The 20183-nt window shown below is 56.0% G+C and carries 17 protein-coding genes and 1 pseudogene; 10 read left to right on the forward strand and 8 right to left on the reverse strand.

All coding sequences use genetic code 11. The features are described 5' to 3' along the window. Positions 1-9: 9 nt before the first annotated feature. The 4 genes from nagZ (at position 10) to EXW94_RS01690 (ending at position 3885) form a co-directional block, all read left to right on the forward strand. On the forward strand, positions 10-1035 hold the full coding sequence (gene nagZ, locus EXW94_RS01675) for a beta-N-acetylhexosaminidase (protein WP_174339354.1): 1026 nt from the start codon (positions 10-12) through the stop codon (positions 1033-1035). A 34-nt stretch (positions 1036-1069) separates the two neighbouring features. Continuing rightward, positions 1070-1612 carry an alpha/beta hydrolase YcfP gene (gene ycfP / locus EXW94_RS01680; RefSeq protein WP_148399567.1) on the forward strand — a complete coding sequence of 181 codons (543 nt, stop codon included), beginning with the start codon at positions 1070-1072 and terminating at the stop codon, positions 1610-1612. 235 nt (positions 1613-1847) lie between these two features. After that, positions 1848-3152, forward strand: a complete 1305-nt coding sequence (locus tag EXW94_RS01685; protein WP_089599891.1) for an NAD(P)/FAD-dependent oxidoreductase — start codon at positions 1848-1850, stop codon at positions 3150-3152. Between the two features lie 193 nt (positions 3153-3345). After that, positions 3346-3885, forward strand: a complete 540-nt coding sequence (locus EXW94_RS01690; protein ID WP_029485037.1) for a glycine zipper 2TM domain-containing protein — start codon at positions 3346-3348, stop codon at positions 3883-3885. 59 nt (positions 3886-3944) lie between these two features. On the opposite strand, the gene comR is transcribed toward EXW94_RS01690, so the two are convergent. Continuing rightward, a complete protein-coding gene (comR, locus tag EXW94_RS01695) occupies positions 3945-4580 on the reverse strand; it encodes a TetR family copper-responsive transcriptional repressor ComR (protein ID WP_010429744.1) in 636 nt (211 codons plus the stop codon). A 244-nt stretch (positions 4581-4824) separates the two neighbouring features. Here comR and bhsA point away from each other — a divergent pair, with 244 nt between their 5' ends. Next, a complete protein-coding gene (bhsA, locus tag EXW94_RS01700) occupies positions 4825-5082 on the forward strand; it encodes a multiple stress resistance protein BhsA (RefSeq protein ID WP_006174713.1) in 258 nt (85 codons plus the stop codon). A gap of 71 nt (positions 5083-5153) precedes the next feature. Here bhsA and EXW94_RS01705 read toward each other — a convergent pair. The 3 genes and pseudogenes from EXW94_RS01705 to EXW94_RS01715 form a co-directional block, all read right to left on the reverse strand. Then, positions 5154-6118: pseudogene (locus tag EXW94_RS01705) on the reverse strand (L,D-transpeptidase family protein). Positions 6119-6260: 142 nt separating this feature from the next. Beyond that, positions 6261-9707 (reverse strand): transcription-repair coupling factor, encoded by a 3447-nt coding sequence (gene mfd / locus EXW94_RS01710; RefSeq protein ID WP_089599893.1) that lies wholly within the window; start codon positions 9705-9707, stop codon positions 6261-6263. Between the two features lie 148 nt (positions 9708-9855). Continuing rightward, a complete protein-coding gene (locus EXW94_RS01715) occupies positions 9856-10929 on the reverse strand; it encodes an acyltransferase family protein (protein ID WP_120158563.1) in 1074 nt (357 codons plus the stop codon). Positions 10930-11186: 257 nt separating this feature from the next. Between EXW94_RS01715 and lolC the strand changes: the two genes are divergently transcribed. From lolC to cobB, 5 genes are read left to right on the forward strand one after another with little or no spacing between them, the layout of a single operon-like run. Then, positions 11187-12386, forward strand: a complete 1200-nt coding sequence (lolC, locus tag EXW94_RS01720) for a lipoprotein-releasing ABC transporter permease subunit LolC (protein WP_108418024.1) — start codon at positions 11187-11189, stop codon at positions 12384-12386. Next, entirely contained in the window at positions 12379-13080 is a 702-nt protein-coding gene (gene lolD / locus EXW94_RS01725; RefSeq protein ID WP_010429765.1) for a lipoprotein-releasing ABC transporter ATP-binding protein LolD, read from the forward strand. The genes lolC and lolD overlap by 8 nt, the downstream gene beginning before the upstream one ends. Further along, positions 13080-14324: a lipoprotein-releasing ABC transporter permease subunit LolE gene (lolE, locus tag EXW94_RS01730; protein WP_108418023.1), complete on the forward strand. Its 1245-nt coding sequence runs from the start codon at positions 13080-13082 to the stop codon at positions 14322-14324. The genes lolD and lolE overlap by 1 nt, the downstream gene beginning before the upstream one ends. Positions 14325-14378: 54 nt before the next feature. Then, positions 14379-15290, forward strand: a complete 912-nt coding sequence (gene nagK, locus EXW94_RS01735) for an N-acetylglucosamine kinase (protein ID WP_042718885.1) — start codon at positions 14379-14381, stop codon at positions 15288-15290. 14 nt (positions 15291-15304) lie between these two features. Continuing rightward, a complete protein-coding gene (gene cobB, locus EXW94_RS01740) occupies positions 15305-16126 on the forward strand; it encodes a Sir2 family NAD+-dependent deacetylase (RefSeq protein WP_010429776.1) in 822 nt (273 codons plus the stop codon). Positions 16127-16160: 34 nt separating this feature from the next. Here cobB and potD read toward each other — a convergent pair whose 3' ends face one another. The 4 genes from potD to potA are packed head-to-tail and all read right to left on the reverse strand — an operon-like array spanning position 16161 to position 19969. Beyond that, positions 16161-17195, reverse strand: a complete 1035-nt coding sequence (potD, locus tag EXW94_RS01745) for a spermidine/putrescine ABC transporter substrate-binding protein PotD (protein ID WP_108418021.1) — start codon at positions 17193-17195, stop codon at positions 16161-16163. Then, positions 17192-17983, reverse strand: coding sequence for a spermidine/putrescine ABC transporter permease PotC (gene potC / locus EXW94_RS01750; RefSeq protein WP_042718888.1), 792 nt, complete (start codon positions 17981-17983; stop codon positions 17192-17194). The genes potD and potC overlap by 4 nt, the downstream gene beginning before the upstream one ends. After that, on the reverse strand, positions 17980-18837 hold the full coding sequence (potB, locus tag EXW94_RS01755; RefSeq protein ID WP_174339355.1) for a spermidine/putrescine ABC transporter permease PotB: 858 nt from the start codon (positions 18835-18837) through the stop codon (positions 17980-17982). Before potB ends, potC begins: the two co-directional genes overlap by 4 nt. Next, a complete protein-coding gene (potA, locus tag EXW94_RS01760; RefSeq protein ID WP_174339922.1) occupies positions 18821-19969 on the reverse strand; it encodes a spermidine/putrescine ABC transporter ATP-binding protein PotA in 1149 nt (382 codons plus the stop codon). The genes potB and potA overlap by 17 nt, the downstream gene beginning before the upstream one ends. Between the last annotated feature and the right edge of the window lie 214 nt (positions 19970-20183).

The raw sequence follows: 20183 nt of genomic DNA on the forward strand, positions 1-20183 counted from the left end.
GAGGTTCGTGTGGGTCCAGTCATGTTGGATGTCGAAGGGTTTGAGCTGGATGCGGAGGAGCGCGACATTCTGGCGCATCCGCTGGTAGGGGGGCTGATTCTGTTTACCCGCAACTACCACGATCCGGCGCAGTTGCGCGAACTGGTTCGTCAGATCCGCGCGGCATCCCGTAACCATCTGGTGGTCGCGGTGGATCAGGAAGGCGGGCGCGTGCAGCGCTTCCGCGAGGGGTTCACCCGCTTGCCTGCCGCACAATCTTTTGCTGCGCTGCTGGGTACAGAAGAGGGCGGTAAACTGGCGCAGGATGCTGGCTGGCTGATGGCGAGCGAAATGATTGCGATGGATATCGACATCAGCTTTGCTCCCGTTCTGGATGTGGGCCATATCAGCGCGGCGATTGGCGAGCGTTCATACCATGAAGATCCGCGCATTGCGCTGGCAATAGCCACCCGTTTTATCGACGGCATGCACGCAGCGGGCATGAAAACCACCGGCAAACACTTCCCGGGACATGGCGCAGTGACGGCAGATTCTCACAAAGAGACGCCGCGCGATCCGCGTCCGGCAGCGGAAATCCGTGCCAAAGATATGTCGGTGTTCCGTTCGCTTATCACCGATAACAAGCTTGATGCCATCATGCCTGCACACGTGATTTACAGCGATGTCGATCCGCGCCCGGCCAGCGGTTCACCGCACTGGCTGAAAACGGTGCTTCGTCAGGAGCTCGGTTTTAACGGCGTGATTTTCTCCGACGATCTGTCGATGGAAGGGGCGGCAATTATGGGCAGCTACACGGAGCGCGGGCAGGCATCCCTGGACGCAGGTTGCGATATGATCCTCGTCTGCAATAATCGTAAAGGGGCCGTCAGCGTGTTGGATAACCTGTCGCCGATCAAAGCAGAGCGTGTTACACAATTGTATCATAAAGGTTCATTTAGCCGTCAGGAGCTGATGGATTCGGCGCGCTGGAAGACGGTCAACGCCCAGCTTGAAGCACTGAATGAGCGCTGGCAGGCACATAAAGCCAGCCTGTAAACCCTCCCGGAAGGCGTAGCGTGGTGAGAAGACAATGATCATCTATTTACACGGTTTTGACTCAAACAGTCCTGGTAATCATGAGAAGGTGCTGCAGCTGCAGTTTATCGACCCGGATGTACGGCTGATCAGTTACAGCACGCGTCATCCGAAGCATGATATGCAGCATCTGCTTAAGGAAGTGGACAAGATGTTACAGCTCAACGTCGATGAACGCCCGCTGATCTGCGGCGTGGGGCTGGGGGGCTACTGGGCCGAACGCATTGGCTTCCTGTGCGACATCCGCCAGGTCGTGTTCAATCCCAACCTGTTCCCGAACGAGAACATGGAAGGCAAAATTGACCGCCCGGAAGAGTATGTCGACATTTCCACCAAGTGCGTGAGTAACTTCCGTGAGAAAAACCGCGATCGCTGTTTAGTGATCCTCTCGCGCCAGGATGAGGCACTGAACAGCAGCCGGGCGGCAGAACTGCTGCATCATTACTATGAAATTGTCTGGGACGAGGAACAAACCCACAAGTTCAAGAATATCTCCCCGCATCTGCAGCGCATTAAAGCCTTCAAAACGCTGGGCTAAGCCACAGCCTGCCACCCGAAACCCGGTACGCCTTTGCGACCGGGTTTCTTTTTGTCCAGAATTGTCTACTTTTAAGCCATCAAAACTTGATGCATATCAATTTTGGTATGACCAATGCGCCTGACGTGTTATTCTCAATTCACCTGAATGGTTTCAGTGCTGTAACCTGTTGTTAATTAAGGGTTATTTTTATAACTTTTACTTAACAATTGGTTAATAATTTGAGGGGGTCACGTTGACTACGCCATTGAAAAAGATAGTGATTGTAGGCGGTGGTGCTGGCGGGCTGGAGCTGGCCACACAGCTGGGTAAAAAGCTGGGTCGCGGCAAAAAAGCCAAAATTACGCTGGTGGATCGCAACCATAGCCACCTGTGGAAACCGCTGCTGCACGAAGTGGCGACCGGTTCGCTGGATGAGGGCGTCGATGCGCTGAGCTATCTGGCGCATGCGCGCAATCACCATTTCCAGTTCCAGCTGGGATCCGTGGTGGATATCAACCGTGAAAGCAAAACCATTACACTGGCCGAACTGCGTGATGAAAAAGGCGAACTGCTGGTTCCTGAACGCAAGCTGGCGTATGACACGCTGGTCATGGCGCTGGGCAGTACCTCTAACGACTTCAACACGCCGGGCGTGAAAGAGCACTGTATCTTCCTCGATAACCCGCACCAGGCGCGTCGTTTCCATCAGGAAATGCTAAACCTGTTCCTGAAGTACACCAGCAATATGGGTGCCAATGGCAAGGTGAACATTGCTATTGTCGGCGGCGGCGCGACGGGCGTTGAGCTGTCTGCAGAGCTGCACAACGCGGTGAAACAGCTGCACAGCTACGGTTATAAAGGGCTGACTAACGAAGCGCTGAACGTGACGCTGGTTGAAGCCGGTGAACGCATTCTGCCTGCGCTGCCGCCACGTATTTCCGGTGCGGCGCACAATGAACTCACCAAACTGGGCGTGCGGGTGCTGACGCAGACCATGGTGACCAGCGCTGACGAAGGCGGCCTGCATACTAAGGACGGCGAGTATATCAAAGCGGATCTGATGGTCTGGGCGGCGGGCATCAAAGCGCCTGATTTCATGAAAGAGATCGGCGGGCTGGAAACCAACCGCATTAACCAACTGGTGACAGAGCCGACGCTGCAAACCACGCGCGACCCGGAAATCTTCGCTATTGGTGACTGTGCATCCTGCGCGCGCCCTGAAGGTGGGTTCGTGCCGCCGCGCGCTCAGGCCGCTCACCAGATGGCGAGTCTGGTGCTGCACAACATCCTGGCGCAGTACAAAGGGAAGCCGATGAAGTCGTATGTCTATAAAGACCACGGTTCGCTGGTGTCACTGTCTAACTTCTCTACCGTGGGTAGCCTGATGGGTAACCTGATGCGCGGCTCGATGATGGTAGAAGGGCGGATTGCACGCTTCGTGTATATCTCCCTTTACCGTATGCATCAGATTGCGCTGCACGGCTACTTCAAAACCGGTCTGATGATGCTGGTTGGCCGAATCAACCGCGTGATCCGCCCTCGACTGAAGCTGCACTGATATTTCTCTCCCTCCGGGCCATCCGGAGGGGTTTTTTAGCATTTCATGCTGTACATCACACTTTGCGTGCTTAAGAGTTCTCTCAAACACGATATATCTCCCCCAGACGCCCATTTTTTAATCCTTTGTCTTATTGGCGAGGACTGACCCCTGCTGCAAAATAGTTTCCAATAGCAACAAAGGAGGAAGTCCCGTGAATAAATCAATGTTGGCGGGTATAGGGATTGGCGTCGCTGCTGCGCTAGGTGTGGCTGCCGTAGCCGGTCTCAACGTACTTGATCGTGGCCCGCAGTATGCGCAGGTCGTTTCCGCTACCCCGATTAAAGAAACCGTGAAAACCCCTCGTCAGGAGTGCCGCAACGTCTCCGTGACTCACCGTCGACCTGTGCAGGATGAAAACCGCATTGCCGGTTCCGTTCTCGGTGCCGTAGCCGGTGGCGTGATTGGTCATCAGTTTGGTGGCGGGCGAGGCAAAGATGTGGCGACGGTCGTGGGTGCGCTGGGTGGCGGCTATGCCGGTAACCAGGTGCAGGGCGCAATGCAGGACAACGACACGTACACCACTACGCAGCAGCGCTGCAAAACCGTTTATGACAAGTCCGAAAAAATGCTTGGCTATGACGTAACCTACAAAATTGGCGACCAGCAGGGCAAAATCCGCATGGATAAAGACCCTGGCACCCAGATCCCTCTGGACAACAATGGTCAGCTGGTACTGAACAACAAAGTGTAAAAAAGATGTTCTCTGAACTTAGCTCCTCATGCGCTCAGGCTGAGGAGCTTTTTTTTGCCTTAAAGTTTAAGCAGTTCAGGCCACAAACGCAGCGTGGTTTGCGTAATGCTCTGCAGTTTTTCCAGCGTAGCCCCTTCACGGGCGCTGATGGACATGCCCTGTAAAATACAGCTCAGGTATTGCGCCAGCTCCTGCGGGCGGCAATGCGCCGGGATTTCACCGCGCTGCTGCCGCTGGGCCAGAAACGTACTTAACGTCTCCTCCTGCATGGCATGGCGTGATTTCACCGTATTGGCAATCTCTTTAGACGACGCAGCAAGCGTGGCGGAGGTGTTGATCATAAAACAGCCCGCGGGTGTGTCTTTGCTGGTAAAGCAGGTCGCGACGGCACAGAAATAGTCCTGCAACGCCTGCTCAACGCTTTTCTCTTCGCAAAAAAGCTGCGCTTCGTGTTTTGCCGCAAAGCGCGAGATGTATCTGTCCAGCACTGCCCTGAACAGCCCCTCTTTATTGGTAAATTCCGCATACAGCGTGGGTGCCTTGGCGCCGGTCGCTTCTACCAGATCGGAAAGCGAGGTCGCTTCGTACCCATGCTGCCAGAAGAGTGTCATGGCCTTATCGAGCGCCGCATCCCTGTCGAACACTTTTGGTCGGCCACGGCTTTTCTTTGCGCAACTCGTGACTTCGGTTGTCATTTGCCGTTGGTCCTCAGTTGGTTTGTTGAATGACCATTATAAAAATAAACCCATCCCGCGACCAGCGTAGTTTGCTTAAAAATAAATTAATCATATAGGTATGAAAATTAACGAAAATAAAATTAATTTAACGGTCGTTATAAAAACATGTTGACGTGTGAGCTGGATCACATCTATCATTTACCTATCGATCGTTAAGTAAATAACTTACGACGCCCAATTCATCTGCCTAAAGGTAAAAATCATGAAAAACGTAAAAACCCTGATCGCTGCTGCTGTACTTAGCTCACTCTCTTTCGCAAGCTTCGCCGCTGTAGAAGTTCAATCTACTCCTGCTGATCAACAAAAAGTGGGTACCATCTCTGCAAACGCGGGGACAAACCTGGGCTCACTGGAAGATCAGCTGGCGCAGAAAGCGGATGAGATGGGTGCGAAATCGTTCCGTATCACCTCAGTGACCGGCCCTAACACCCTGCACGGTACTGCGGTTATCTATAAATAAGCCTGGCTAAACCCTCATTTATGCCACTGCTATAAAAAACGCCCTGCATTTGCAGGGCGTTTTTTTTGTACTTACATTGACTGCGGAGTGACATCGCCATGTCGGGTGACGTCGATTGGCATTCCTGACCGGGCTTCCATCGCGCGCTCCATCACCAGGCTATCGGTGTTGGTATTCGATTTAAAGCCCACCATCGCGGCATTCAGTGGAATGGGCAGCGTCTGCGGATCGTCACCGAGGTGTTTTGATAATGGCTGGTGAATTTCGACCAACCGTACGCTACCGGGCTCTTCCGAGGCCTTAATCGGTGTATTGATAATATTCACTTTTGTGCCCGGCGTAATCACGCTGTAGAGCGTCTTGATGTCGTCATCCCGCAGACGAATACAGCCGGAGCTGACGCGCATACCGATGCCGAAATCCGCATTCGTTCCATGCAGCAGATAAACCCCACCATATGCCGCGAGGCGGATCGCGTGATGACCCATTGGGTTGTCCGGGCCCGCCGGCACGACGGTGGGCAGATCGATACCCTGAGCTTTATAGCGTGCGCGAATATTTGCCGTGGGTGTCCAGGTTGGGTTAGCACGTTTATCCGACACGGTAGTGACCATGGTTGGCGTCAGCGTATCGCCGCCCAACTGGCCGATACCGATTGGATAAACGGTCACTTCTTTTTTACCCGGCGGATAATAGTAAAGTCGAAGCTCGGCAAGGTTAATCACGATCCCCTGTCGTGGTGCATCAGGAAGAATGGTCTGAAGCGGGATCGTCAGCACGCTGCCAGCGCGCGGCACGTAAGGATCGACACCGGGGTTGGCCTGCAGCAAGGCCAGAAAGCCGACGTTATATTTTTTGGCAATGGCCTCCAGCGAACCCCCGTTATCTTCAACAACATGAAAACGGTTTTGCCCGACAACGTTGCTGCCAGGGGGGGAAGGGGCCAGGTGTTTGCGCGTGCAGGCAGCGCAACGGCTACCGTAGCGGCAAGCGCAAGCAGGGTGATCCAGCGAGTTAAACGCGAAGCGGTCATTATCATAATCCCTATAAATGATAAGGTTATTGTTTTATAAAGGGTTAATGATAATTATGGCGAAGAGGTGTGTCGGGAAGATCGGGTGAAGTGCAAAGAGTTTGTAAATTCTCCCCCGTCAGCCAGGCGCTAACGGGGGAGAAAGTTACGCGATAGCGTTCTCTTCAAGCTGGCGCATAAAGTTACGCACCCAGTCCATGCGGGTTTTGCGTTCTGTCAGTTCCTGAGTAAAACGCAGACGCGTTGGGCCGTCCAGGCGGAAGTGCTGCGGCTGTTTTTGCAGCAAACCAATCAACCACATCGGATCGACATGGTTTTTTTCCGCGAACTCAATCACGCCGCCTTTTTCATTCCCTTCGAGCTTACGAATGCCCAGCTTTTGCGCCTGCTGACGGAGTCGCGCGATATCCAGCAGATTTCGCGCGGCATCCGGCAGCAGCCCGAAGCGGTCGATCAACTCCACCTTAATCTCTTCCAGCTCGTTTTCTTTTTTCGCGCTGGCGATACGTTTGTAGAATGACAGACGGGTATTCACATCAGGAATGAAATCATCCGGCAGCAGGGAAGGCATACGCAATTCCACCTCGGTCTGCTGGCTGGTCAAATCTTCCAGCGACGGCTCGCGTCCGGCCTTCAGCGCATCGACGGCATTTTCCAGCAGTTCCATATAGAGCGAGAAGCCGATGGTCTCCATCGAGCCGCTCTGGTCTTCACCCAGCAGTTCACCGGCACCGCGGATCTCGAGATCGTGTGTCGCCAGCGCAAAGCCTGCGCCAAGGTCTTCCAGTGAGGCGATGGCTTCCAGACGCTTTTGCGCGTCGGTGGTCATCGCTTTCGGATGCGGCGTCAGCAGCCAGGCGTAGGCCTGATGGTGTGAACGCCCGACGCGACCGCGCAACTGGTGCAGCTGCGCCAGACCAAAGTGATCCGCGCGTTCGATAATAATCGTGTTCGCGGTCGGGATATCAATACCGGTTTCAATGATGGTGGTACACACCAGCACGTTGAAGCGCTGGTGGTGGAAATCATTCATCACCCGCTCCAGCTCGCGCTCGCGCATCTGTCCGTGACCGATAGCGATACGCGCTTCCGGCACCAGCTCCGCCAGCCTGTCCGCCGCTTTTTGAATGTTCTCTACGTCGTTGTAGAGGTAGTACACCTGGCCGCCGCGCAGCACTTCACGCAGGATCGCTTCGCGCACCACCAGATTGTCATACTCGCGGACAAAGGTTTTTACCGCCAGACGGCGCGCCGGTGGCGTGGCGATAATCGACAGATCGCGCATGCCGCTCATCGCCATGTTCAGCGTACGCGGGATAGGCGTTGCGGTCAGGGTCAGGATGTCGACGTCGGCCCGCATCGCCTTGATGCGCTCCTTATGGCGCACCCCGAAGCGGTGCTCTTCGTCGACGATCAGCAGCCCCAGATCTTTCCACTTCACGTCGCTTTGCAGCAGCTTGTGGGTGCCGATCAGGATATCGATTTTACCTTCGCTTGCCTGTTCCAGAATTTGCGTCTGCTCTTTGGCGCTGCGAAAACGTGAAAGCATTTCGATGCGCACCGGCCAGTTGGCAAAGCGGTCGCGGAAGTTGTCGAAGTGCTGCTGGGCAAGCAGGGTAGTGGGAACCAGCACCGCCACCTGCTTGTTGTTCTCCACGGCCAGGAAAGCGGCGCGCATGGCGACTTCAGTTTTACCGAAGCCCACATCACCGCACACTAAGCGGTCCATCGCCAGCGGCTGGCACATGTCGCTCAGCACCGCGTTAATGGCCTGCGCCTGATCCGGCGTGGTTTCAAACGGGAAACTGTCGCAGAACAGCTGATACTGCTCTTTATCATGCTTAAACGCATAACCTTCTTTGGCCGCGCGCTGGGCATAGATGTCCAGCAGCTCGGCCGCCACGTCGCGCACTTTTTCCGCCGCCTTCTGGCGCGCGCGCGCCCAGGCGTCGCCGCCCAGCTTGTGCAGCGGTGCATTATCTTCGGCACCGCCTGCATAGCGGCTGATCAGGTGCAGGGACGAGACCGGCACATAGAGTTTGGCGTCGTTGGCGTAGGTCAGCATCAGGTATTCGCCTTTGATGCCGCCCGCTTCAAGGGTGGTCATCCCCTGGTAGCGTCCGACGCCGTGCTCGAGGTGAACAATCGGCTGGCCCGGATGCAGTTCGGCCAGGTTACGGATCAGCGTGTCCGGGTTGATGGTGCGACGGCTATCCTGACGGCGGCGCGCCACGCGCTCGCCGAGAAGGTCGCTTTCGCAAATTAGCGCCAGGTTGTTGAGCGTGTCGATAAACCCATGCTCAGCGGCACCGATCATCAGATAGCGGCCCGTTCCGGTGGCATCGTCCAGCCGCAAAATACGCTTTGGCGCGATCTTAATGCGGCCAAGCAGTTCGCCTAACGCTTCGCGACGACCTTCGCTCTCAACGGAGAACACCACCGGCCCGGTAAAGGATTCCAGGAACTTGCGCAGATTATCCAGCGGGGATTTTTGCTGCGCCTGAACGGAGAGGTCCGGCAGCGTTTGGAACGCCAGGTTGGTATTGGCCGCTTTATCCGCGAGCGAGTCGGTTCTGAGCTGCATGCGCGGCCAGCGCTTCAGTTCGGCGTTGAGCTCGTCGGTGCGCAGCCAAAGCGTTTCCGGCGGCAGCAGCGGACGCATCGGATCCACGCCACGGTTTTCGAAGCGAGCGCGGGTTTCACTTTCAAAGCGGCTGGCGCTGGCCTCGATATCCCCGGTGTTGACAATCAGCGTGTTCGCCGGGAAATAGCTGAACAGCGCGGGTAGCGGCTCGTTGAAGAACAGGGGCTGCCAGTATTCGATCCCGGCAGGCAGCGTGCCTTTGCTGACCTGCTGATAAATGTGCTCGGCATCGCGCTTCACGTCGAACCTGTCGCGCCACTGGCTGCGGAACAGCTCGATAGCGGTTTTGTCCGTCGGGAATTCATGTGCGGGCAGCAGGTTGATGGATTCCACTTCTTCCAGCGTGCGCTGCGTGTCGGCGTCGAACACGCGCAGGCTGTCGATTTCATCATCAAAGAAATCCAGGCGGTACGGCTGGTCGCTGCCCATTGGGTAAAGATCGAGCAGCGCGCCGCGGGTGGCGTATTCCCCGTGCTCCATCACCTGATCGACATGGCGATAACCGGCACCGTCAAGCTGCGCGCGCAGGGCGTCACGTGACAGGCGCTGGCCTTTTTTCATTACCAGCGCGTGGCCGTGAAGATAGCTGTGCGGGCAGACGCGCTGCATCAGCGTATTGACCGGCACGATTAACACGCCGCGCTGCATGGTCGGAAGCTGATACAGCGTTGACAGGCGTGAAGAGATGATCTCCTGATGCGGGGAGAAGCTGTCATACGGCAGCGTTTCCCAGTCGGCCAGGCTGGACACCAGGCTATCGGTAAATTGACGGATTTCGTCATGCAGGCGCAGGGCATTTTGCATATCCGGGGCAACCAGCACCACCGGGCCGGGATGGCGCTCAGCGATTTCTGCCACCAGCGTGGCGCACGCCGCGCCCGTGAGTTCGCCCAGCTGGCGTTGGTCGCCTGCTTTAACAGGCAAGGTAAAGCGATAGTGTTCAGGCATGGCTATGTCAGAGTCTCTTATGGATATACCAACAGTATTGGGGCATATCACTGATACGCAATGTCTTTATTATCCTCGATCGTTTTGCATTAGCAAATCGTAAGCGTATGGGCGGCAATTCGCCCCCGAAAAGGGGGCGAAGAGGGCATCAACGGGTGGCGGTTGATGGGGAGAGCGTAGCGGGTGGGGAGAAAAAGAGATCGCCAAAGAGAGAGGTGGAAATCTTGCGTATGCCAAGCCCTACAAGGGTGCAGACCAGCAGGCTGGCGAACGGATAGACCAGAATCAGCGTTAACTCGGCCCACACCGGCCAGTACGCGGCATTCATTTCACCAATCAGGAACAGGCTGAATGCCTCTATCAAGATGCGATGCGTAGTGTAAATCGCAATGGTATTCGAACCCACCACATTCAGCAGGTTGCCGGGATGGACGGCATAACGTTGCTCAACGCTGTAGAAAAGCTTCATGATCAGCACAATCGACAGCAGTGAGAGCGGGAGAGGGACATTTGCAAACCACAGGACTACGGAGACCGCTCCGAACGCGACCAGCGCCAGCCAGACGCGACCTATTTCCAGCCCCTTCATCCAGGCCATAAGCTGGGCACCGTACCACGCGCCCAGGCTGTAGTAGATCATATTACGCACGACGCTGTTCATTCCCCACCACGGCAGCGGCAGGAAGTTAATGGCAATGCTCGCCAGCGCCAGCAGGCCCAGAACCGGCAGCTTCCAGCGGCTCAGCAGTTTACACAGGGTGAAATAGACCACCAGGGCATACAGATACCACAGGCTGGTGCTGGCAGTGAGCATACCCAGAATAAAGCCCGAGACAGAGTCGGCGTAGGCCGCATTCGAGGACGTTGCCAGTTCACGTTCCGGTGCGAGCCAGGCATTGAGGTGGGTTAGCGCCTGCCACTGAAGTATTCCCCATAGCGCCAGCACCCAGACGATGCTCCAGATGCGCTTGTCGAGGCTGGTGCGCCAGTCCACTTCATCAATGTATCGGCGGATTAGAAAGCCGGAGATAAAGAAGAACACCGGCATGCGGAACGGTGCGAGATACAGGTTAAAATAGACCCAGCATTTGGCGAGAAGCCCTGACAGCGGATGCTGCAGCCCGCTGAGATGAGGATAAAAGGTGATGACCGAGTGGTAAATCACCACCAGGCAGATGCACAACCCCTTTATCTGATTAATCCATAATGCTTTTTGTTTCATCGGTAACCAATACCTGTTTTGCCATAAACGAACGGGCAATTGTTCTAAAACGACAGCGAGATGTAACGGGTAACTGTCTGTATCGGGACGTTTTTCGGAAAAGGTGGAGGGTGTGCAGAGAAGAAACCGAAAGTACCACCCTGATTTATCTGAGTTTTTCGGAAAAATGATTACCAAAGCTTACGGTTTCAGTCATTTACGCTTAACGGATTCGCTTATATACTCGTGGGTCTGCTATCAGCAAACAGACGGATTTCATGTATCAACCTGTCGCACTCTTCATAGGCTTACGTTACATGCGTGGGCGCGCCGCGGACCGCTTCGGTCGTTTTGTCTCCTGGCTTTCGACTATTGGCATTACGCTTGGCGTGATGGCACTGGTGACGGTGCTTTCCGTCATGAATGGCTTTGAGCGTGAGCTGCAAAACAATATCCTGGGGCTGATGCCGCAGGCCGTTCTCTCCTCAACCAACGGTTCCGTGAACCCGCAACAGCTGCCGGAAAGCGCAGCGAAGTTACAGGGTGTCACGCGCGTTGCGCCATTAACGACCGGCGATGTCGTGCTGCAAAGCGCCCGCAGCGTGGCGGTCGGCGTCATGCTGGGGATTGATCCTGCCCAAAAGGATCCGTTGACGCCGTATCTGGTTAACGTGAAGCAATCCGATCTGCAGCCCGGTAAATACAATGTCATCCTCGGCGAACAGCTTGCCGGACAGCTCGGCGTCAACCGTGGCGATCAGCTGCGCGTGATGGTGCCGTCTGCAAGCCAATTTACGCCGATGGGGCGCTTGCCAAGCCAGCGCCTGTTCAACGTGATAGGTACCTTTGCCGCCAACAGCGAAGTCGACGGCTATCAGATGCTGGTTAACATCCAGGATGCGTCGCGCCTGATGCGCTACCCGGCGGGAAACATTACCGGCTGGCGCCTGTGGCTCGATCAGCCGCTCAAGGTCGATACCCTCAGCCAGCAAACGCTGCCGGAAGGTACCAAATGGCAGGACTGGCGTGACCGTAAAGGCGAACTGTTCCAGGCCGTTCGCATGGAAAAAAACATGATGGGGCTGCTGCTGAGCCTGATCGTCGCCGTGGCGGCATTTAACATCATCACCTCGCTGGGCCTGATGGTGATGGAGAAGCAGGGCGAAGTCGCCATTCTGCAAACCCAGGGGCTCACGCCGCGCCAGATCATGGCGGTCTTTATGGTTCAGGGGGCAAGCGCAGGCATCATCGGCGCGCTGCTCGGTGCCGTGCTGGGCGCGCTGCTTGCCAGCCAGCTGAATAACCTAATGCCGATCATCGGCGCGCTGCTTGATGGTGCGGCGCTGCCGGTGGCTATCGAGCCGCTGCAGGTGGTCGGTATTGCGCTGGCCGCGATGGCCATTGCGCTGCTTTCTACGCTTTATCCTTCCTGGCGCGCTGCCGCCACTCAACCCGCTGAGGCTTTACGTTATGAATAAGATCCTGTTGCAATGCGACAACCTGTCCAAACGCTATCAGGAAGGCACTGTGCAGACCGACGTGCTGCACAATGTGAGCTTTAGCGTGGGTGAAGGCGAGATGATGGCGATTGTCGGCAGCTCCGGGTCCGGCAAAAGTACGCTGCTGCATCTGCTGGGCGGGCTGGATACGCCAACTGAAGGTGACGTGATCTTCTCCGGCCAGCCGATGAGCAAGATGTCCTCCGCGGCGAAGGCCGAGCTGCGTAACCGCGAGCTGGGCTTTATCTACCAGTTCCACCACCTGCTGCCGGACTTCACGGCGCTGGAAAACGTGGCGATGCCGCTGCTGATTGGCAAAAAGAAACCGGCAGAAATTAACGCCCGCGCCAGCGACATGCTGAAAGCGGTAGGGCTGGGCCATCGCGGGAACCACCGTCCCTCAGAGCTTTCCGGTGGCGAGCGCCAGCGCGTGGCGATTGCCCGTGCGCTGGTGAACAATCCGCGTCTGGTGCTGGCGGATGAACCTACCGGTAACCTGGATGCGCGCAATGCGGACAGTATTTTCCAGCTTCTGGGCGAGCTGAACGCCTCGCAGGGCACCGCGTTTCTGGTGGTGACCCACGATCTGCAGCTGGCAAAACGCATGGGTCGCCAGCTTGAGATGCGCGACGGCCATCTGAACGCGGAACTGACCCTGATGGGAGCAGAGTAATGGCGTCACCGTTATCGCTACTCATCGGTTTACGTTTTAGTCGTGGTCGCCGTCGCGGCGGCATGGTGTCACTCATATCCGTGATCTCCACCGTGGGTATCGCGCTCGGTGTGGCGGTATTGATCGTGGGCTTAAGCGCCATGAACGGCTTTGAGCGCGAGCTAAACAACCGCATTCTTGCGGTGGTGCCGCATGGGGAGATCGAGCCGGTTAACCAGCCGTGGACGAACTGGAGCGATGCGCTCACAAAAGTCGAAAAAGTGCCGGGCATTGCCGCGGCCGCGCCCTACATCAACTTTACCGGGCTGGTGGAGAGCGGGGTAAACCTGCGCGCCATTCAGGTGAAAGGTGTCAACCCCGTCCAGGAAGCGCGTCTCAGCGCGCTGCCACAATTTGTGCAGAACGGCGCGTGGGCCAACTTTAAGGCTGGCGAGCAGCAGATCATCATGGGCAAAGGCGTTGCCGATGCGCTGAAGGTGAAGCAGGGCGACTGGGTATCGATCATGATCCCGAACGCCAGCGCCGACCACAAACTGCAGCAGCCTAAGCGCGTGCGCCTTCACGTTGCCGGCATTCTTCAGCTGAGCGGGCAGCTCGATCACAGCTTCGCCATGGTGCCGATGGAAGACGCGCGCCAGTATCTCGACATGGGCGACAGCGTGACGGGCATTGCCATTAAGGTGAACGACGTCTTTAACGCCAACAAACTTGTGCGTGATGCGGGCAGCGTGACCAATAACTATGTCTACATCAAAAGCTGGATCGGCACTTACGGGTATATGTACCGTGATATCCAGATGATCCGCGCCATTATGTATCTGGCGATGGTGCTGGTGATTGGTGTAGCGTGCTTTAATATCGTCTCGACGCTGGTGATGGCGGTCAAGGATAAGAGCGGAGACATCGCCGTGCTTCGTACCCTCGGGGCGAAAGACGGCCTTATTCGCGCCATCTTCGTCTGGTACGGTTTGCTGGCGGGCCTGTTCGGCAGCCTGTGCGGCGTGGTGATTGGCGTGGTGGTTTCCCTGCAGCTGACCCCAATCATCAACGGGATTGAAAAGCTGATTGGCCACCAGTTCCTGTCGGGTGATATCTATTTTATTGACTTCCTGCCGTCTGAACTGCACTGGCTGGATGTTTTTTATGTGCTGGTTACAGCGCTTTTACTGAGTCTGCTGGCAAGCTGGTATCCGGCGCGTCGCGCAAGCCGAATTGATCCGGCGAGGGTACTAAGTGGCCAGTAATTTCGTCATGGTTTAGCGGTCTTTAGGCCGCTGGATCAAACAGAGGAATGCATCATGTATTACGGATTTGATATTGGCGGCACCAAGATTGCGCTCGGCGTGTTTGATAAAGACCTCAAGCTGCAGTGGGAAACCCGTGTTCCCACGCCGCGCGAAAGCTACGACGAATTTTTAACCGCCATTGCCGCTCTGGTGGCGCAAGCCGATGAACGCTTTGGCGTGAAAGGCAGCGTCGGCATCGGCATTCCGGGCATGCCCGAAACCGACGATGGCACGCTGTATGCCGCCAACGTGCCTGCCGCCAGCGGCAAACCGCTGCGCGCCGATCTCTCTGCTCTCCTTGAACGCGATGTGCGTTTAGATAACGATGCCAACTGTTTTGCCCTCTCCGAAGCCTGGGACGATGAGTTCCGTCAGTATCCACTGGTGATGGGGCTGATCCTCGGTACCGGCGTCGGCGGGGGAATTGTGATCAACGGTAAGCCGATTACCGGGCGCAGCTACATCACCGGCGAGTTTGGTCACATCCGTCTGCCGGTGGACGCGCTGGAGGTCGTTGGGCGTGATTTTCCGCTCACCCGCTGCGGCTGCGGCCAGCATGGCTGTATTGAGAACACCCTCTCCGGTCGCGGGTTTGCATGGCTTTACGAACACTTCTATCATCAGAAACTTGAAGCCCCCCAAATCATTACCCTGTGGGAGCAAGGGGATGCGCAGGCGCGTGAGCACGTCGAGCGCTATCTTGATCTGCTGGCGGTGTGTCTGGGAAATATTCTCACCATCGTCGATCCGGATCTGCTGGTGATTGGGGGAGGGCTATCAAACTTTACTGCGATTACGGAACAGCTGTCCGGGCGTTTGCCCCGACATTTATTGCCGGTCGCCCGCGTGCCGCGTATTGAACGCGCGCGACACGGGGACGCGGGAGGCATGCGCGGAGCCGCATTCCTTCATCTCACCGATTAGTCTACGAGGTTTCTATGCTGTCGCGTCGCCAGGGTCGACTCAGCCGTTTTCGCAAAAACAAACGCCGCTTGCGTGAGCGCTTGCGCCAGCGGATCTTTTTCAGAGACAGAATGATGCCAGAAGCGATGGATAAACCCAGAGTGGTGGTGCTGACCGGCGCGGGGATCTCCGCCGAGTCAGGAATTCGAACCTTCCGCGCGGCGGACGGGCTGTGGGAAGAGCACCGTGTCGAGGACGTGGCGACGCCGGAAGGTTTCGCCCGCGATCCGGACCTGGTGCAGGCGTTTTATAACGCCCGCCGCCGTCAGCTTCAGCAGCCTGAGATTGCGCCGAATGCGGCGCATCTGGCGCTGGCTAAGCTGGAAGAGGCGCTGGGGGATCGTTTTCTGCTGGTGACGCAGAATATCGATAACCTGCACGAGCGGGCGGGTAACAAGAATATCATCCACATGCACGGCGAGCTGCTCAAGGTTCGCTGCGCCTGGAGCGGTCAGGTGCTGGACTGGAAAGAGGACGTGCTGCCGGAAGACAAATGCCATTGCTGTCAGTTTCCTGCGCGTTTACGCCCGCACGTAGTGTGGTTCGGCGAAATGCCGCTGGGCATGGATGAGATCTACAGCGCGCTGGCGATGGCGGATGTGTTCATTGCCATCGGCACGTCCGGGCACGTCTATCCGGCGGCGGGATTTGTTCACGAGGCTAAACTCCAGGGCGCGCATACGGTAGAGCTTAATCTGGAGCCGAGTCAGGTGGGCAGTGAGTTTGAAGAAAAACACTATGGCCTGGCAAGTGAAGTGGTGCCCGCTTTTGTGGATAAACTCCTGAAGGGGCTGTAGTTGTGACGGGCGACATCGCGTCGCCCGTCATATCTCAACGACCTGCTTTTAACTTCTGATAATACTCTTCATAAAGACGGCTCGCGTCACCCACGTCGTTCTGCCATTCGCCTTTGCTGACGGTATCAACATCAGGGTACAGCGATTTATCATTCGCGACTTCAGGGCTTAACAGCTTGCGTGCAGCCAGATTTGGCGTCGGGTAGCCGATGGTTTCAGCCACCTGTTTCGCCACGTCGGGGCGCAGCAGGAAGTTAATCAGCTTCAGCGCGCCGTCCACGTTTTTCGCGTTGGCCGGAATCGACAGGCTATCCATCCAGAAGATCCCGCCTTCTTTCGGCCAGACGACCTCCAGCGGCGTACCGGCCTGGCGGGCGACATACGCGGAGCCGTTCCACACCATCCCCAGATTCACTTCGCCTTCCATATACGGGTTTGCCGGGTTATCAGAGTTGAATGCCGCCACGTTAGGCATCAGCTTTTTCAGCTCGTTGTAGGCCGCTTCGATCTCTTTCGGATCGGTGGTGTTACCGGAATAGCCGAGTTTACGCAGCGCTATCTGGAACACCTCACGCGCATCGTCGGTTAACAGCAGGCTACCTTTGTATTCCGGTTTCCACAGATCGGCCCAGCCTGTAACCGTTTTCGGATCGATGGCATCGCTGTTCACGCCAATCGCTGTCGCACCCCAGATGTAAGGAATGGAGTAGTCGTTATTGGGATCGAACGGTTTGTTAAGCATCTCCGGATCGAGGTTTGAAAAATGGGTTAGCTTCGTTTTGTCGATCTTCTGGATCATGCCCTCTTTGCGCATTTTGTCGACAAAGTAGGTGGAAGGCACGACCAGATCGTACGCGCCGTCCTTGTAGGTTTTCAGCTTGGCGTACATGGTTTCATTCGACTCATAGGTCGAGTAGATAACCTTGATGCCCGTCTCTTTGGTGAACTGTTCCAGTAGCCCTGGCGGCACGTATTCGGTCCAGTTGTAGAAGTAGAGCGTTTTGCTGTCATCAGCGTGCGCGGCACCCATGCCAAGCACCAGCGCCGCAGCGGCGAGCATTTTTTTCATTTCATTGTCCCCTGAGATTTTGTTTTATCACGAGCAATAACCTGGCTGGCAATCACCAGAACCAGCGACAACACCAGCAGAATGGTCGCCAGCGCGTTCACCTCAGGTGAGACGCCGACTTTCACCATTGAATAGATCTTCAACGGCAGAATTTCATAGCTCGGCCCGGTCACGAAGGAGGAGACCACCACGTCATCCATCGACAGAGTAAAGCTGAGCAGCCATCCGGCCGCCACGGCAGGCATTGCCAGCGGCAGGATGATTTTACGCAGGATGGTCATCTCGCTGGCGCCCAGATCTTTCGCCGCCTCCAGCATACGCACGTCGAACCCTTTAAGACGCGCAAAGACGGTCACTACCACAAACGGCAGGCAGAAGGTGATATGCGAGAACAGCAGCGACCAGAAGCCAAGCTGTACGCCCAGCAGCATAAACAGCACCAGCAGCGAAATGGCCATGACGATATCCGGCGACATCATCACTACAAACAGCATGCCGCTGACGAACGGTTTGCCGCGAAAGCGGTAGCGGTAGAGCGCGACGGCGGTGAGCGAGCCAATCAGCGTCGCGAAGGTGGCGGAGACGATCGCCATCGTCAGCGAGTGCTGAGCGGCCTGCAGCAGGCTGTCGTTGTTCATCAGCAGGCTGTACCAGTTGGTGGTAAAGCCCTGCCAGTTAATCCCGAACCGCGAGCTATTGAATGAGTTCACGATCAAAATTACGATCGGGATATAGAGCCAGGCATAAATGGCGGTCATGAAACCGCCGCGAAGCAGTCGACCGATCATTCGAGCTCCACCTTTTTATTCAGCAGGCGCGAGGCGCGCCAGTAGACCAGCAGCATCAGGCCCATCACCACCGTCAGCGTAATGCTGGTGGCCGAGCCGAACGGCCAGTCGCGGATGTTGAGGAATTGACTCTTGATCACGTTACCGATCAGCAGGTTTTTCGCACCGCCCATCAGATCCGACACATAGAACAAGCCCATCGCCGGGAGCATCACCAGCAGACAGCCTGCAATAATACCGGGCATCGTCAGCGGAATAATGATGCGGATAAAGGTCTGCAGCTTACTGGCACCCAGATCTCTTGCCGCTTCCAGCAGCGGTTTATCCAGCTTCTCGATGCTGGAGTAGAGCGGCATCACCATAAACGGCAGCAGGATATAAACCAGGCCGACAATCACCGCGCTCGGCGTGAACATAATACGGATTGGCGTATCAATCACCCCCAGCCACAGCAGAAACTCGTTGAGATAGCCTTTCGTGCTCAGGAAGATTTTCAGCCCGTAGATGCGGATTAACGAGTTGGTCCAGAAGGGAACAATCAGTAAAAACAGCAGCAGGGGGCGTACCTTTTGCGGCAGGCCCGCGAGGAACCATGCGAAAGGATAACCCAGCACCAGACAGGCGAGGGTGGCAATCAGCGCCATATTGAGCGAGTGCAGCAGCACGTCAAAATAGAGCGGATCGAGCAGGCGCGTGTAGTTGTCCAGCGTAAAGACCAGCGAAACGAAGTTAGCGTCGTCGCGGGTCAGGAAGCTGGTCGCAACGATCATCAGGTTGGGTAAAAAGACAAACAGCACAAGCCAACCGACGATCGTGGCGATCACCACATTCTGGAATTTACTTGTGTTCTTCATCAGCCAGCACAACCTCCCAGCTTTCTACCCAGTTGATAACCATTTTCTGGTCGAGAGAGTGGTCGAAGTCAGGGTCATCCTCATTAAAGAACTCGCTGACCATCACCATCTTGCCGTTTTCCAGCTCAACAACGGACTCCAGCGTCATCCCTTTGTAGTTGCGCTCGCGGATATAGCCGATTAACCCTTCGGCCTCGGTATTGCCATGAATTTCCTCGACGCGCAGATCTTCCGGGCGCAGCAGGACGTGAAGCTTTTGTCCCTTTTCAACGGGGAAATTCACCGTGATAGTGCACTCACGGCCTTCAACGCTGGCGCGCACACGCTGGTCGTCCAGGCGTTCAATCACCGTGGCGTCGAAGATATTGATCTCACCGATGAAGCTGGCGACAAACAGATTCTTCGGCTCTTCGTAGATTTCGCGCGGCGTGCCGTCCTGCTCGATTTTTCCGTCACGCATCACCACGATGCGGTCGGACATGGTCAGGGCTTCTTCCTGGTCGTGGGTCACAAAAACAAAGGTAATGCCCAGCTTACGCTGTAAGGCTTTCAATTCGTTCTGCATCTGCTTGCGCAGCTTGTAATCCAGCGCGGAGAGGGATTCATCCAGCAGGAGCAGACGCGGCTTGTTGACCACGGCGCGAGCGATGGCCACGCGCTGCTGCTGGCCGCCGGAAAGCTGATGGGGTTTACGCTGGGCAAACTCTTCCAGTTGCACCATCCGCAGGGCTTCGGTGACGCGCGGTGGGATCTCGGCGGCAGGTGTTTTTTGCATCCGCAGACCAAACGCGACGTTCTCAAACACGGTCATGTGCGGGAACAGGGCGTAGCTCTGAAAGACGGTATTGACGTGTCTGTCTTCTGCGGGAACCTGGGTAATATCCTGGTTCTCAAGATGGATATGGCCGTTATCAACGCTTTCAAGCCCGGCGATAAGGCGCAGTACGGTGGTTTTGCCGCAGCCAGAGGGGCCAAGCAGCGTCAGAAACTCACCGTCGTTGATGGTGAGCGTGAGGTCGGAAATAACGTCTTTACCATCAAAGTTTTTACGAATTCGTTCCAGTTGCACCAGCGGTGAACGTGAACGGGATTGTGTATTCAATTTTTGCGCTGTCCCATATAGACGCCTCAGGCAGCAGACCGAAGCGGGGTTTGTGTGTAACCACCTTGGTGACTCGTAATGAGGGCGGACATTCTACGGCAATCCCCTGCAATCGCCAATCCTTGTCACTGATTCATAAGCTACATTTATTAACGCATAACGATATAAACGGAAAATATTCTCGTTTGCGGGATAAAAGTGACCTGACGCAATATTTGCGTTTTGATGCTTATTGATAATGTTG

Origin of the sequence: Enterobacter sp. JMULE2 (assembly GCF_013337145.1) — a bacterium.
Classification (GTDB): domain Bacteria; phylum Pseudomonadota; class Gammaproteobacteria; order Enterobacterales; family Enterobacteriaceae; genus Enterobacter; species Enterobacter mori.

What these genes read in the sequence shown, in the direction of transcription:
- bhsA (WP_006174713.1), top strand. Translation starts at nt 4,825, where the DNA reads ATGAAAAACGTAAAAACCCTGATCGCTGCTGCTGTACTTAGCTCACTC.
- lolC (WP_108418024.1), top strand. Translation starts at nt 11,187, where the DNA reads ATGTATCAACCTGTCGCACTCTTCATAGGCTTACGTTACATGCGTGGG.
- cobB (WP_010429776.1), top strand. Translation starts at nt 15,305, where the DNA reads ATGCTGTCGCGTCGCCAGGGTCGACTCAGCCGTTTTCGCAAAAACAAA.
- potC (WP_042718888.1), bottom strand. Translation starts at nt 17,983, where the DNA reads ATGATCGGTCGACTGCTTCGCGGCGGTTTCATGACCGCCATTTATGCC.
- lolE (WP_108418023.1), top strand. Translation starts at nt 13,080, where the DNA reads ATGGCGTCACCGTTATCGCTACTCATCGGTTTACGTTTTAGTCGTGGT.
- potD (WP_108418021.1), bottom strand. Translation starts at nt 17,195, where the DNA reads ATGAAAAAAATGCTCGCCGCTGCGGCGCTGGTGCTTGGCATGGGTGCC.
- potB (WP_174339355.1), bottom strand. Translation starts at nt 18,837, where the DNA reads ATGAAGAACACAAGTAAATTCCAGAATGTGGTGATCGCCACGATCGTC.
- nagK (WP_042718885.1), top strand. Translation starts at nt 14,379, where the DNA reads ATGTATTACGGATTTGATATTGGCGGCACCAAGATTGCGCTCGGCGTG.
- lolD (WP_010429765.1), top strand. Translation starts at nt 12,379, where the DNA reads ATGAATAAGATCCTGTTGCAATGCGACAACCTGTCCAAACGCTATCAG.
- ycfP (WP_148399567.1), top strand. Translation starts at nt 1,070, where the DNA reads ATGATCATCTATTTACACGGTTTTGACTCAAACAGTCCTGGTAATCAT.
- EXW94_RS01715 (WP_120158563.1), bottom strand. Translation starts at nt 10,929, where the DNA reads ATGAAACAAAAAGCATTATGGATTAATCAGATAAAGGGGTTGTGCATC.
- comR (WP_010429744.1), bottom strand. Translation starts at nt 4,580, where the DNA reads ATGACAACCGAAGTCACGAGTTGCGCAAAGAAAAGCCGTGGCCGACCA.
- mfd (WP_089599893.1), bottom strand. Translation starts at nt 9,707, where the DNA reads ATGCCTGAACACTATCGCTTTACCTTGCCTGTTAAAGCAGGCGACCAA.